Below are 12,528 nucleotides of genomic sequence, written 5' to 3'. Positions count from 1 at the left end.
CCGTCCGGCCCTTCTTGCTGATGACAGGAGGGGTGACCCTGATCAGCAGGGCCACCCCTCTGCGTGGTGCGTCAGTTCTTGGCGCCGGCCTCGTCACGCTGGACGTCGTCGACGGGCTGGGCGTCCAGGCCGGAGATCCAGCCGGTGACGTCCCGGGCCACGTCCTGCGCGGTCAGGCCGAGGTCCGCGAGGATCTGGGCGCGGGTGCCGTGTGGGTGCCAGTCGGCCGGTACGCCCAGGTCGCGCAGCGGCACCCGGACGTCGGCGTCCCGCATCGCCTGGGCGAGGGCGTCGCCGACGCCACCCACCCGGACGCCGTCCTCGACGGTGACCACGAGTCGGTGGCCGGCGGCGAGCTCGACCAGCTCGGCCGGGACCGGCCGGACCCAGCGCGGGTCGACCACGGTCACCCCGTAGCCCTGCTCGGCGACCCGGGCGGCCACCTCCATGCCCAGCGCGCCGAACGAGCCGACGGCGACCAGCAGCACGTCGGTGCGGGCCGACTCGGCGAGCACGTCGACGGTGCCGACCCGGCGTACGGCCGGCAGGTCGGCGGCGACCGTGCCGGTCGGGAACCGGACGATGGTCGGGCCATCGTCCACGGCGACCGCCTCGCGCAGCTCCTCGCGGAGGCTGCCGGCGTCCCGGGGGGCGGCGATCCGCAGGCCGGGCACCACGCCGAAGACGGACATGTCCCAGATGCCGTAGTGGCTCGGCCCGTCCGGGCCGGTGACGCCGGCCCGGTCCAGCACGAAGGTCACCGGCAGCTTGTGCATCGCCACGTCCAGCAGGACCTGGTCGAAGGCCCGGTTGAGGAAGGTGGCGTAGACCGCCACCACCGGGTGCAGGCCGCCCATCGCGAGGCCGGCCGCCGAGGTGGCGGCGTGCTGCTCGGCGATGCCCACGTCGTACGTCCGCTCGGGGTACTTGCGGGCCAGCTTGGCGATGCCGGTCGGCTCGGCCATGGCGGCGGTGATGCCGACCACGTCGGGCCGCTCGTCGGCGATGGCGACCAGCTCGTCGGCGAAGACGTGCGTCCACTTCACCGACGGCGCGGCGACCAGCTGGCCGGTCTCGACGTCGAAGGCACCCGGGCCGTGCAGGCAGTCCGCCTCGTCCTCCTCGGCCGGCCGGTAGCCGTAGCCCTTGCGGGTAACCGCGTGCACTATCACCGGGCCGCCGAAGTTCTTCGCCGCCCGCAGCGCCGACTCGACCGCGGCGACGTCGTGGCCGTCGACCGGGCCGACGTACTTGATGCCGAGGTCCTCGAACATGGCCTGCGGGGCGACCGCGTCCTTGATGCCCTTCTTGACCGCGTGCAGCACCTCGTACATCGGCTTGCCGACCAGCGGGGTCGAGCCGAGGGCCTCCTTGACGGTGTCGAGCACCTTCTCGTAGCCGGGGTTGAGCCGCAGCGAGGAGAGGTGGTCGGCGAGCCCGCCGATGGTCGGCGAGTACGACCGGCCGTTGTCGTTGACCACGATCACCAGCGGGTTGCCGGCGGTGGCGATGTTGTTCAGCGCCTCCCAGCACATGCCGCCGGTCAACGCGCCGTCGCCGACCACGGCGACCACGCTGCGCTGCTCGCCCCGCACGGCGTACGCCTTGGCCAGCCCGTCCGCGTACGACAGGGCGGTGGAGGCGTGCGAGTTCTCGATCAGGTCGTGCTCGCTCTCCGCCTGGCTCGGGTAGCCGGAGAGGCCACCGCGCTGGCGGAGCTTGTCGAAGCCGTCCTGCCGGCCGGTGAGGATCTTGTGTACGTAGGCCTGGTGGCCGGTGTCGAACAGGAGCCGGTCCCGGGGGGAGTCGAACACCCGGTGCATGGCCAGGGTCAGCTCCACCACGCCCAGGTTCGGACCGATGTGCCCACCGGTGCGGGAGACCTTGGCGATCAGGAAGTCACGGATCTCGGCGGCGAGGATGTCCAGCTGCTCGGCGCTCATCCGCTTCACGTCCTGCGGACCACGGACCGTGCCCAGCAGCCGACCGTGGTTGGCCGTGCCCTCTTCAACACTCATGACGGAAGAGTCTATCGGCCCTCCGACAGCCCGCAGCGCGGCCCGAGATCACCGCAGGTCGGGGCGGGTATGCCCGACTCACCCCGGTGCTCGGCGCCCGCCGCCGAGCATCAGCCGACGCGGACGCCCCGGCGGGGCGGCGGCGGCCCCGGAGTGTGGGATTCCGCACCCCGCGTCGGCGCTCCGGGCCGGCTCAGCCGGGCGGCAGGAGCAGGCCCACCAGCTCGACGTGCTGGGTCATCGGGAACAGGTCGAAGCCGCGCAGCGCGGCCAGCCGCCAGCCCAGGCCGGTGAAGGTGCGCACATCCCGGGCGAAGGCGGCCGGGTCGCAGGCGACGTACGCCACCGCCCGGGGGCGCCCGGCCACCACGTCCCGCACCACCTGGGCGCCCGCGCCGGTACGCGGCGGGTCGAGCACCACCACATCCACCGGGCCGGTGACCCGGCGGCGGGCCAGCGCGGTCTCCACCCGGGCCGCGACCACCTCCACCCGGGGCAGGTCGGCCAGGTTCTCCCGGGCCGCGGCCACGCCCTCCGCGGCGGACTCGACCAGGGTGACCCGGGCGTCGCCGACCCGACCGGCCAGGGCCGCGGCGAAGAGCCCGGCGCCGCCGTACAGGTCCCAGGCGGTCTCGCCGGGGCGCGGGTCGAGCAGGTCGAGGACCGCCCCGACCAGGGTGTCCGCCGCGACCGGGTGCACCTGCCAGAAGCCGGACGCGGGCAGCGACCACTCCCGCCCGGCGGCCACCTCCCGCACCACCGCCGGTCCGCTGACCGGCGTCGGGACCCTCTCGGCCACCGCCACCACGCTGACGTCGCCGCCGGTGGAGGCGACCGTCTCGACCGCCTCCGCGTCCGGCCAGCGGGCCCCGCTGGCGGCGAGCACCGGCAGCTCCTGGATCGCCGGGTGGGCGATCAGGCAGCGGTCGATCGGCACCACCTCGTGCGAGCGGTGCTTGAGCAGCCCGGCCCGGCCGGCGCCGTCGACCGCGTACCGGACCCGGGAGCGCCAGCCCAGCAGCCCGCCGGGCAGCGGCTCGACCCGGACGCCCAGCTCGTCGACCTCGGCGTCGGTGAGTCCGCCCAGCCGGGTGAGCTGCTCGCGCACCACGGCGGTCTTCCAGTCCAGTTGCGCCCCGGGCGCCACGTGCTGCAGGTCGCAGCCGCCGCAGCGGCCCGGCTTCGCGTACGGGCAGGGCGGCTCGACCCGGTCCGGGGACGCGTCGAGGATCTCCACCGCGTCGGCCCGGGCGAAGCCCCGGTGCAGCTCGGTCACCTCGGCCACCACCCGCTCGCCGGGGAGCGCGTGCCGCACGAAGACCACCTGGCCGTCGAACCGGGCCACGCAGTGCCCGCCCGGGGCGACCGCGTCCACGGTCAGCTCGACCCGCTCGGCCTCCTCCAGCCCCCGCCGCGCGCCGACCGTCCCGTCGACGTCCGCGCCGGCGGCGGCGTCCCGCGGGCCGGTCCGGCCGGACCCGGCCGTCACGGGCGCTCCCCGGCCGGGCCGCTCTCGCCGGGCGGCGCGGCGACCACCGGCGGGACGGTCGGCGGCAGGGTGCTGCGCGGGGCGACCCGCGGCCCGCGCGCCGGCCCGCGGCTGAGCGTGGCGTCCAGCCGGTCCAGGTTCTTGGCGGCGGTCGAGGCGAGCTGCCACGGCACGCTGGTCACCATCACCCCCGGCTCGAAGAGCAGCCGGCCCTTGAGCCGCAGCGCGCTCTGGTTGTGCAACAGGTTCTCCCACCAGCGGCCGACCACGTACTCGGGGATGAAGACGGTGACCACGTCGCGCGGCGACGCCCGGCGGGTGGAGGCCACGAAGTTGAGGATCGGCCGGGTGATCTCCCGGTACGGCGAGTCGACCACGGTCAGCGGGACGGGCATCTCCCGCCGCTCCCACTCCTCCTGGAGCTGGCGGGTGTCCTTCTCGTCCACGTTCACGGTCACCGCGGTGAGCGTGTCCGGCCGGGTCGCCCGGGCGTACGCGATGGCCCGCAGGGTCGGCTGGTGCAGCTTGCTGACCAGCACGATGGCGTGGTTGCGGGCGGGCAGCACGCCCCGCGCCTCGGTCGGCTCCAGCTCGGCGGCGACCCGGTCGTAGTGCCGGCGGATGGCCAGCATCAGCAGGTAGATCACCGCCATCGCGGCGATCGCGATCCAGGCGCCGAGCAGGAACTTGGTGATCAGCACGATGATCAGCACGACGCCGGTCATCGCCATGCCGAAACTGTTGATGGCCCGGGAGCGGATCATCCGGTGGCGCGCCTCCGGGTCCCGCTCGGTCCGCAGGTGCCGGTTCCAGTGCCGGATCATGCCGGCCTGGGAGAGCGTGAAGGAGACGAAGACGCCGACGATGTAGAGCTGGATCAGCCGGGTCACCTCGGCCTGGAACCCGATGATCAGCACGATCGCGAAGACGGCGAGGAAGACGATGCCGTTGGAGAAGGCCAGCCGGTCGCCCCGGGTGTGGAACTGCCGGGGCAGGTAGCGGTCCTGGGCCAGGATCGAGCCGAGCACCGGGAAGCCGTTGAACGCGGTGTTCGCGGCCAGGAAGAGGATCAGCGCGGTCATCCCGGCGACGACGAAGAGCAGCGCCGAACCGGAACCGAAGACCGTCTCGCCGAGCTGGGTCGTGACGGTCTTCTGCACGTACCCGTCGGGCCCGGAGACGATCTGCGAGGGGTCCTCGACGAACTGGAGGCCGGTGAGCCGGGACAGCCAGATGATGCCGACCAGCATGCTCACCGCGATCGTGCCGAGCAGCAGCAGGGTGGTGGCCGCGTTGCGGCTCTTCGGCGCCTTGAACGCGGGCACCCCGTTGGAGATGGCCTCCACACCGGTGAGCGCGGCGCAGCCGGAGGAGAAGGTCCGCAGCAGCAGGAAGACCAGCGCGAAGCCGGCCACGCTGTGCTCCGGGCGGATCACCAGGTCGGCGCTGGGGGCGCGCAGGTCGTCGCCGAGCACGAAGACCCGGACCAGCCCGGTGAGGATCATCCCGACCATCACGATGATGAAGCCGTAGGTGGGGATCGCGAAGGCGGTCCCCGACTCGCGCAGCCCGCGCAGGTTGATCGCGGTCAGCACCGCCACCGCGAGGACCGCGATCAGCACCTTGTGGGTGCCCACGAAGGGCACCACCGAGCCGAGGTTGGCCACGCCCGAGGAGACCGACACCGCGACGGTGAGCACGTAGTCGACCAGCAGCGCGCTGCCCACCGCCAGGCCGGCGCGCGGCCCGAGGTTGACCGTGGCCACCTCGTAGTCACCGCCACCCGAGGGGTATGCGTGCACGTTCTGCCGGTAACTGGCCACCACGGTGAGCATCACCACGACGACGGCGAGCGCGATCCACGGCGAGAACAGGAACGCCGACGCCCCCGCGATGGAGAGGGTCAGCAGGATCTCGTCCGGCGCGTACGCGACGCTGGAGAGCGCGTCGGAGGCGAAGACCGGCAGCGCGATGCGCTTGGGGAGGAGGGTGTGCTGGAGCCGGTCGGACCGGAACGGTCGACCGACGAGGAGTCGCTTCAGCAGCGAGGTGGGACTGGCCACAAGCGCTAAGGGTACGACCAACCCCCGCCGACCGTCGGGGGTGCCTGATCAACCTTCTGCGCGCCCGCGCGGTACGGTCGGTCCCCCGCCCGGGGCGGGGACGTGGCAGGCTCGCAGACGACGGGCCCACCGGGGCGCACCGTGGGAGGAGCGGACACCGTGCATGTCGTGATCATGGGCTGCGGCCGGGTCGGGTCGACCCTCGCCCACAGCCTGGAGTCCCGGGGGCACTCGGTGGCGGTGATCGACCAGGACGCGGACGCGTTCCGCCGCCTGGGCCCCGACTTCGCCGGCATCACCGTCACCGGTGCCGGGTTCGACGGCGAGGTGCTGCGTCAGGCCGGCATCGAGCGGGCGGACGCCTTCGCGGCCGTCTCCAGCGGCGACAACTCCAACATCATCTCGGCCCGGCTGGCGCGGGAGACCTTCGGCGTCTCCCGCGTCGCCGCCCGCATCTACGACCAGCGCCGCGCCCAGGTCTACGAGCGGCTCGGCATCCCCACCGTGGCCACCGTCCGGTGGACCGCCGACCGGATGCTGCGGCACCTGGTCCCCGAGGGCCACGTCGAGATCTTCCGGGACCCGACCAGCACGGTGTCGATCGTCGAGGTGCCGGTGCACAAGGACTGGATCGGCCGGCCGCTGCGGCAGCTGGAGGAGGGCGTCGGGGCCCGGGTGGCGTACCTGATCCGCTTCGGGATCGGGATGCTGCCGACCGCCTCCACCGTGGTGCAGGAGGGCGACCAGGTCTTCATGCTGGTGACCGACGACATCGTGGGCTCGGTCACGTCGGCGGCGGCGACGCCGCCGGAAGGAGGGCAGTGAGCATGCGCATCGCCATCGCCGGCGCCGGCAACGTCGGCCGGTCGATCGCCCAGGAGCTGATCGACAACGGCCACCAGGTGATGCTGATCGAGCGACAGCCCAAGATGCTCCGGCCGGACCGGGTGCCGGCCGCCGAGTGGGTGCTCGCCGACGCCTGCGAGCTGACCAGCCTGGAGGAGGCCAACGTCGCCGGCTGCGACGTGGTGGTCGCCGCCACCGGTGACGACAAGGTCAACCTGGTGGTCTCGCTGCTGGCCAAGACCGAGTTCGCGGTGCCCCGGGTGGTCGCCCGGGTCAACCGGGCCGAGAACGAGTGGCTCTTCACCGACCAGTGGGGCGTCGACGTCGCGGTGAGCAAGCCGCGGGTGATGGCCGCCCTGGTCGAGGAGGCGGTCACCGTCGGCGACCTGGTCCGGCTGATGACCTTCCGGCAGGGCGAGGCGAACCTGGTCGAGATCACCCTGCCGCCCACCGCGCCGTACGTCGGCCAGCCGATCCACGCGGTGCCGCTGCCCCGGGACGCCGCCCTGGTGGCGATCCTGCGCGGCAAGCGGGTGCTGGTGCCGAGCCCGGACGACCCGATCGAGGCCGGCGACGAGCTGGTCTTCGTGTGCACCGCCCAGGTGGAGGACGAGGTCCGCGCGGTGATCCTCGGCCCGGACAGCGTCGAGCGCACCCGCGGCAAGGGCTGACGCCGACGGTCACGGCCGGCCGCGGCGGGCGGCCGGCGCCGGGGCTCAGGCGCCGGGCAGCGGCTGCGGCGCGGTCTCCCGGGTCACCCGGCGCACCGCCCAGACCGTGACGAGCAGCAGCAGCGCGTACGGCGGGTAGCCCAGCGCCAGCCGGGCCACGCCCAGCGCGGTGTCCTGGTGGGCCAGGTAGAGCCCGGCCTGCACGCCCACCTTGGCCAGCCAGACCACCCCCCAGAGCACGGTGAGCTGGGTGAAGGTGCGCACCAGCCGCGGGTCGTCCCGCCACTCGGCGCGCCCCTTGGCGACCAGCACCGACCAGATCCAGCCGACCAGCGGCTGCCGGATCGCCGCCGAGATCAGCAGGGCGAGCCCGTAGCCGATGCCGTACAGGATGCCGGGAAGGTAGAAGTCCCGCTCCTCACCGGTACGCCAGGCGATAGCCGCGCCGATCGCGATGCCGAACAGCCCGTTGACCGCGTGCCGGACCGGCCGCCGCTGGGCCAGCCGCAGGCCGGCGATGAGCAGCGCCACCGCCACCGAGGCGATGACCGCCGGGCGCAGCTCGCCCACCACGTTGGCGATCACGAAGACCACCACGGGAACGCTCGACTCGACCAGGCCGCGCCAGCCGCCGAGCTGGTCGGCCATCTGCTCGGCGAGGCTGGGCAGCCGTTCGTCGTCCGGCGGCCCGATCTCCGGCCCGGTGGTCCGGTGCTGTCCCGTCGTCACTTCGGCGACTCCAGCTCGTAGTACGGGTTGTAGATCACCTTGCGGTCGTCCCGTACGGCCACCCGGCCGCGGGCGGTGAGGTGCCGGCCCGGCTCGATGCCGGCGATGTGCCGGCGGCCCAGCCAGACCAGAGTGACCACGTCGCTGCCGTCGTAGAGGTCCGCCTCGAGCGTCGGCAGGTTCGTCCGGGGCGTGTAGACCACCGTGCGGAGCCGCCCGGCGACCGAGACCACCTGGCCCCGCGTGCACTGCCGGGCCGGCATGCCGCCGGACTCCGCGCTCTCCCGGCGCAGCTCCTGCGCCTCGATCTCGGCCTCGCTCGCGGTGAGCCGCTGCAGGATGCGCCGCAGCGACACCCGGCCCTCGTCGGTCGTCATGACCTCCGCGTCACCTCTCCACGCTGGCCGGTCCGCGCCGGCGCTGGCCCGGCCCCGGGATGCCGGAACCGTCCCGCCAGCGTACGCCGATCCGGCGGTGCGGCGGAGCCGGCGTCCGCGGCGGCACCTCCCCGGCGTACGGCGGCGCCGGCGGACGCACGACGGGCCCGGCGCCCGCCGGCGGGGGCCGACGGGCGCCGGGCCCGGGTTGCTTGCTCAGGCCTCGCGCTGGCCGGGTGCGGGGTTCTCCTGGCCGGCCTGCTCGGCCATCTCGCGGGGCAGCCGCAGCGGCAGCGGCTCGCGGACCGGCTTCGCCTCGTGCCCCCGGTCGACGACCAGGTTGTCGAGGCAGACCGCCAGCGGGCCGGCCGAGGCCGGGTCGGTGGCGGCCGCGCCCTGGTAGACGCCGCGGACCATCCAGCGCGGCCCGTCGATGCCGACGAAACGCAGGTCGGTCAGGCCGTCCGGGGTGCGGACCCGGGCGTGCAGTTCGGTGCCGTACTCCCCCTCGACCTCGCGGGCGGCGGCGCCGTCGTTGAACAGCGACTGCCGGATCTCCTCGCGCACCTCGTCCCAGATGCCCTCGGAGCGGGGCGCCGCGAAGACGCCGAGCTGCAGGGCGTTCTCCCCGTGCACGAGCACGACCTGCTGGATCACGCCCTGCGGGTCGGCCTGCACCCGGACCTCGACGTCGGGCACCGCCGGGATCTGCAGGCTGCCCAGGTCCAGCCGGGGCATGTCGGGCGCCTCGGAGACGTCGTACGGCCCCCGGGACGGCGCCGCCGGGGTCGACTCCTCGGTGTCGTAGGAGTCGAGGACCTCGGCGGTCCGCTCGTCACGCGCGTGCCGCGCGCCACCGGCCCGCTTTCGGGAGAAGATCACTGCGCCCACCCTCCGCTGTTCGCACTCACCCTGCCACCTCTTCCGTCCGCCCACTCGTCAGGTCGGGCGATTCCCGGCGCCCGTCGGCGCCCGCCGGGGCCGGGATCAGCCCGGCGTGCCCGCCGGTGGACCCGTGCCCACCGGCCCCGCGCCGGGACGCGGGCAGCTCCGCCACCGGCTGGAACTCGGCGCGCGCCACCCGCTGCACGACGAGCTGCGCGATCCGGTCGCCACGGCTGATCTTCGCCGGCACGTCCCGATCATGATTGATCAGGTTGACCAGGATCTCACCCCGGTAGCCGGCGTCGACCGTACCGGGCGCGTTCAGCACCGTCACGCCGAGCCTGGCCGCCAGCCCCGACCGGGGATGGACCAGCCCCACGTACCCCTCCGGGAGGGCGAGCGCCACCCCGGTGGGGACCAGGGCCCGCCCGCCGGGCGGCAGCTCGACGTCCGCGGCGGCCACCAGGTCCGCGCCGGCGTCGCCGGGATGGGCGTACGCCGGCAGCGGCAGCTCGGGGTCGAGCTGCCGTACGGGCACGGGTACGACGTCTGTCACGGTCTTCCTCTTCCGTCCGGGTCCAGGGGTGACCCTGCCATCCTGCCGGTTGGCGGGCCGGTCGTGCGCCGTACCCTCGGAGTGTGAGCCTGTCGCCAGCCCCGTCGCCCGCTCCGGCCCCGTCGGCGGCGCCCCCGGCGTACGCCGAGCGGCTCGGCCTGCCCTGGTGGTACTGGCTGGCCGGGCTCGGCCTGGCCGGCCTGCTCGCCACCGAGCTCTGGATGGGCGCCGGCGGGCTGCGTTCCTGGCTGCCCTTCGTGCTGCTGCTGCCGGCGACGGTGGCCGCGCTCTGGTGGCTGGGCCGGATCCGGGTCGCCGTCCGCGACGGCGAGCTGCGGGTGGACGACGCCCGCCTGCCGGTGCGGTTCGTCGCCGACGCCGTCCCGCTGGACGCCGCCGGCCGCCGCGAGGTGCTCGGCGTGGGAGCCGACCCGCTCGCCTTCGTCGTGCAGCGGCCGTGGGTCGGCGGCGCGGTCCAGGTGGTGCTGGACGACCCGGCCGACCCGACTCCGTTCTGGGTCGTCAGCTCCCGGCACCCGGTCGAGCTGGCCGCGGCGATCATGGCCGCCCGCAACGCCGGCTGAGCCTCGGGTCTCAGGGCAGCGCGGGCCGTGACCCGGGCAGCTCCTGTCCCTGCCGGCGCAGGTCCCGACGGAGCTGCTCGGCCAGGTTCCGGGTGGCCCGGCGGTTGAGGTAGCTCGCGACCGCGGCGCCGGTGAGGAACGGCCCGAGCGTGGTCAGGTTGCGGCCGAAGCGCTTGAGCAGGGTGTTCTGCAGCTCCCGGCGGGCGGCGGTGCCGAGCGCCGCGCTCACCCCGACCCCCGGCATCATCGGGTTGATCCCCCGCTGGCCGGCCCAGGCCTGCACCAGGGCGACGGCGCGCTGGGTGCCGCCGGTGGGCAACGGAACGCGGTGGACCTCGTGCAGCTCCCCGATCAGCTTCAGCTCGATCGCCACCACGGTGACCGTCTCGGCGGCGAGCAGTACGGGCGCGGAGAGCAGCGTCGGGGTGACCACCCACTCGACCGCGGCGACGCCACCGCCGGCCGCGCCGACCCCGGCGGTGGCCCGGGCGGCGTTGCGCACCAACCGTTCGGCCAGCTCCTCGTCGTCCAGGCCGGGGAAGTGCCGGCGCAGGGTGGCCAGGTCACGAATCGGCACGTGCGGGGCGACCTCGGCGACGGTGTCCACCATCCAGCGGACGGCGGCCTTCGGCTTGAACAGGTCGGCGAGCCCCCGGGCGCGCGCCTGGCCGACCAGGCGGGTGAGCAGCTGCCGCCGCTTCGCCGGCGCGAGGTCGTCCGCGGTGAGCGCCGCCACGGTCGCGCCGAGCTCGTCGGCGTCGTCGCTGTCGGGTGCCGAAGCCCCACTGTCCAGCCGGTCCGCGTCGTCATCGGCACGCCCCCGCGTGCCGCCGGCGTCGGGTCCGCCGGCCCGTTCGCTGCGCTCGCTCACCCGTCCGACCTCCCGAGTCCCGCTGTGGAACCGCCCGGTACGAGTCAAGCAGCTTCCCGCCGTCGGCGCACGGCGGCTCGAACAGCGGCGGCCCCGTCCAGGAGGCCGCCGCCGGTGACACGCGTCCGGATCAGACGCACTCGCGGCAGATCAGCTCGCCGTTGCGCTCGACCGCGAGCTGGCTGCGGTGGTGGACCAGGAAGCAGCGGGCGCACCGGAACTCGTCCTGCTGCATCGGTAGCACCTTGACCGTGAGCTCCTCGTCGGCCAGGTCGGCGCCGGGCAGCTCGAAGCTCTCGGCCACCTCGGCCTCGTCAACGTCCACGGCGGCCGACTGTGAGTCGACCCGCCGGGCCTTGAGCTCTTCGAGGCTGTCCTCGCCGAGGTCGACCTCGTCGCGACGCGGGGCGTCGTAGTCGGTGGCCATCGGTTTCACTCTCCCATATCGATATGGTCGCTTCCGGTTGTAACGCCGGACGACGCTGTTTCGGTTCCGCTGGCCGGCCGCCATTTGTGTCGGTCACCCGACCCGAAGACCGGTGGGCCGAGTCCGCCAGAGAAACTCCCCCAGCGAGCGCGGAACCTTACCCCCCCTTTGGGCGAGGCATGTATACCGCCCTCGCGGCAGAGATGTACGCCCCTGCACCCGAAGTTGTTCCCAATGTGACTCAGGCGACACGAAGATAGGGGTAGTAGTACCTGGTTCCGGGGTGGCGCGCCGGTATGTCGGGCTGTTTCCACGCGACGGCCGGACAACCGTTAACCTCAGCGGCGTACTCGACGGCCGGCGGGGCGGCCCGACCGCCAGCGGCCGCCGCCACCCTTTCACTGTCCGGGGAGCGCCCAGATGAGTTTTGCGCGAGTGCGGGCACTCGTTGTCGTCGGTCTGCTGGCGGTCCTCGCCCTGGTTTTCGTCGTCGTCGCCATGGTCAAGGACACCCAGGGCAAGGTGGGCACCGCGGCGGGCTGCCCGGACGGCTGGCCGCTGGCCGACGTGACCCTGCGCGAGCCGAAGGACGTCAAGATCAACGTCTACAACGCCACCGAGGAGCCGGGCCTGGCCGGCAGCGTGGCGGACGACTTCCGCAACCGCAAGTTCCAGGTGAAGAAGGAAGGCAACGCGCCGAAGGGAGTCGAGGAGGTCGCCTTGCTCCGCTTCGGACCGAAGGGTGTCGGCTCCGCGCACCTGCTGCGGGCCTATTTCCTCAACAACGCCGAGCGGCAGTACGACCCGAAGCGCAAGGACGACACGGTCGACGTGGTCCTGGGCAACGGCTTCCAGCAGTTGGCCACCACCACCGAGGTCAACCAGTCCCTCGGCGACCTCGGCTCGCCGGTGGCGCCCCCCGGCTCCTGCCCGATGCCGGTGGACGACAAATAGTCCCGCTCTCCCGCCCCCGGCCGGGTCCGGCGGGGGCGGTCGGTCGACTCCGGGTCGG

The 12,528-nt window shown here is 73.8% G+C and carries 13 protein-coding genes; 4 read left to right on the top strand and 9 right to left on the bottom strand.

Annotation, left to right across the window (positions count from 1 at the left end):
* Positions 1–71: 71 nt before the first annotated feature.
* From dxs to ACFOYX_RS23980, 3 genes are all read right to left on the bottom strand, one after another.
* Positions 72–2,018 (bottom strand): 1-deoxy-D-xylulose-5-phosphate synthase, encoded by a 1,947-nt coding sequence (gene dxs, locus ACFOYX_RS23990; protein WP_322439180.1) that lies wholly within the window; start codon positions 2,016–2,018, stop codon positions 72–74.
* Positions 2,019–2,211: 193 nt separating this feature from the next.
* Entirely contained in the window at positions 2,212–3,423 is a 1,212-nt protein-coding gene (locus tag ACFOYX_RS23985; protein ID WP_322439269.1) for a TRAM domain-containing protein, read from the bottom strand.
* Positions 3,424–3,503: 80 nt separating this feature from the next.
* Positions 3,504–5,570 (bottom strand): APC family permease, encoded by a 2,067-nt coding sequence (locus ACFOYX_RS23980; protein WP_322439181.1) that lies wholly within the window; start codon positions 5,568–5,570, stop codon positions 3,504–3,506.
* A 159-nt stretch (positions 5,571–5,729) separates the two neighbouring features.
* On the opposite strand from ACFOYX_RS23980, the gene ACFOYX_RS23975 reads away from it, so the two are divergent.
* Both ACFOYX_RS23975 and ACFOYX_RS23970 read left to right on the top strand, forming a co-directional pair.
* Complete coding sequence (locus ACFOYX_RS23975; RefSeq protein ID WP_322439182.1) at positions 5,730–6,395, top strand: TrkA family potassium uptake protein; 666 nt, start codon at positions 5,730–5,732, stop codon at positions 6,393–6,395.
* Between the two features lie 2 nt (positions 6,396–6,397).
* On the top strand, positions 6,398–7,087 hold the full coding sequence (locus ACFOYX_RS23970) for a TrkA family potassium uptake protein (protein WP_109804900.1): 690 nt from the start codon (positions 6,398–6,400) through the stop codon (positions 7,085–7,087).
* A 45-nt stretch (positions 7,088–7,132) separates the two neighbouring features.
* Here the strand turns inward: ACFOYX_RS23970 and ACFOYX_RS23965 are convergent, their stop codons facing one another.
* The 4 genes from ACFOYX_RS23965 to dut all read right to left on the bottom strand — a co-directional run bounded on the left by ACFOYX_RS23965 (position 7,133) and on the right by dut (position 9,634).
* Entirely contained in the window at positions 7,133–7,816 is a 684-nt protein-coding gene (locus ACFOYX_RS23965) for a DUF3159 domain-containing protein (RefSeq protein WP_322439183.1), read from the bottom strand.
* On the bottom strand, positions 7,813–8,193 hold the full coding sequence (locus tag ACFOYX_RS23960; RefSeq protein ID WP_322439184.1) for an OB-fold nucleic acid binding domain-containing protein: 381 nt from the start codon (positions 8,191–8,193) through the stop codon (positions 7,813–7,815). The genes ACFOYX_RS23965 and ACFOYX_RS23960 overlap by 4 nt, the downstream gene beginning before the upstream one ends.
* 216 nt (positions 8,194–8,409) lie before the next feature.
* Positions 8,410–9,075, bottom strand: a complete 666-nt coding sequence (locus ACFOYX_RS23955; protein ID WP_322439185.1) for a DUF3710 domain-containing protein — start codon at positions 9,073–9,075, stop codon at positions 8,410–8,412.
* 25 nt (positions 9,076–9,100) lie between these two features.
* The gene (gene dut / locus ACFOYX_RS23950) at positions 9,101–9,634 is read right to left on the bottom strand and encodes a dUTP diphosphatase (RefSeq protein WP_109804896.1); all 534 of its coding nucleotides are present in this window, start codon (positions 9,632–9,634) and stop codon (positions 9,101–9,103) included.
* 89 nt (positions 9,635–9,723) lie between these two features.
* On the opposite strand from dut, the gene ACFOYX_RS23945 reads away from it, so the two are divergent.
* Complete coding sequence (locus ACFOYX_RS23945; RefSeq protein WP_322439270.1) at positions 9,724–10,218, top strand: DUF3093 domain-containing protein; 495 nt, start codon at positions 9,724–9,726, stop codon at positions 10,216–10,218.
* 10 nt (positions 10,219–10,228) lie between these two features.
* Here the strand turns inward: ACFOYX_RS23945 and ACFOYX_RS23940 are convergent, their stop codons facing one another.
* Together ACFOYX_RS23940 and ACFOYX_RS23935 are read right to left on the bottom strand one after the other, a co-directional pair.
* Positions 10,229–11,011 carry a hypothetical protein gene (locus ACFOYX_RS23940; protein WP_322439271.1) on the bottom strand — a complete coding sequence of 261 codons (783 nt, stop codon included), beginning with the start codon at positions 11,009–11,011 and terminating at the stop codon, positions 10,229–10,231.
* 208 nt (positions 11,012–11,219) lie between these two features.
* Complete coding sequence (locus ACFOYX_RS23935) at positions 11,220–11,516, bottom strand: DUF4193 domain-containing protein (protein WP_210907470.1); 297 nt, start codon at positions 11,514–11,516, stop codon at positions 11,220–11,222.
* Positions 11,517–11,951: 435 nt separating this feature from the next.
* Between ACFOYX_RS23935 and ACFOYX_RS23930 the strand changes: the two genes are divergently transcribed.
* The gene (locus ACFOYX_RS23930) at positions 11,952–12,470 is read left to right on the top strand and encodes a LytR C-terminal domain-containing protein (RefSeq protein ID WP_201749878.1); all 519 of its coding nucleotides are present in this window, start codon (positions 11,952–11,954) and stop codon (positions 12,468–12,470) included.
* The last annotated feature ends 58 nt before the right edge of the window (positions 12,471–12,528 follow it).

The organism is Micromonospora sp. GCM10011541, from assembly GCF_042650725.1.
GTDB lineage: Bacteria > Actinomycetota > Actinomycetes > Mycobacteriales > Micromonosporaceae > Micromonospora > Micromonospora sicca.
This window is presented reverse-complemented; position numbering and strand designations above follow the sequence as displayed.

Coding starts and splice junctions, on each gene's coding strand:
- ACFOYX_RS23935 (WP_210907470.1), bottom strand. CDS start 11,516: ATGGCCACCGACTACGACGCCCCGCGTCGCGACGAGGTCGACCTCGGC.
- ACFOYX_RS23960 (WP_322439184.1), bottom strand. CDS start 8,193: ATGACGACCGACGAGGGCCGGGTGTCGCTGCGGCGCATCCTGCAGCGG.
- dxs (WP_322439180.1), bottom strand. CDS start 2,018: ATGAGTGTTGAAGAGGGCACGGCCAACCACGGTCGGCTGCTGGGCACG.
- ACFOYX_RS23970 (WP_109804900.1), top strand. CDS start 6,398: ATGCGCATCGCCATCGCCGGCGCCGGCAACGTCGGCCGGTCGATCGCC.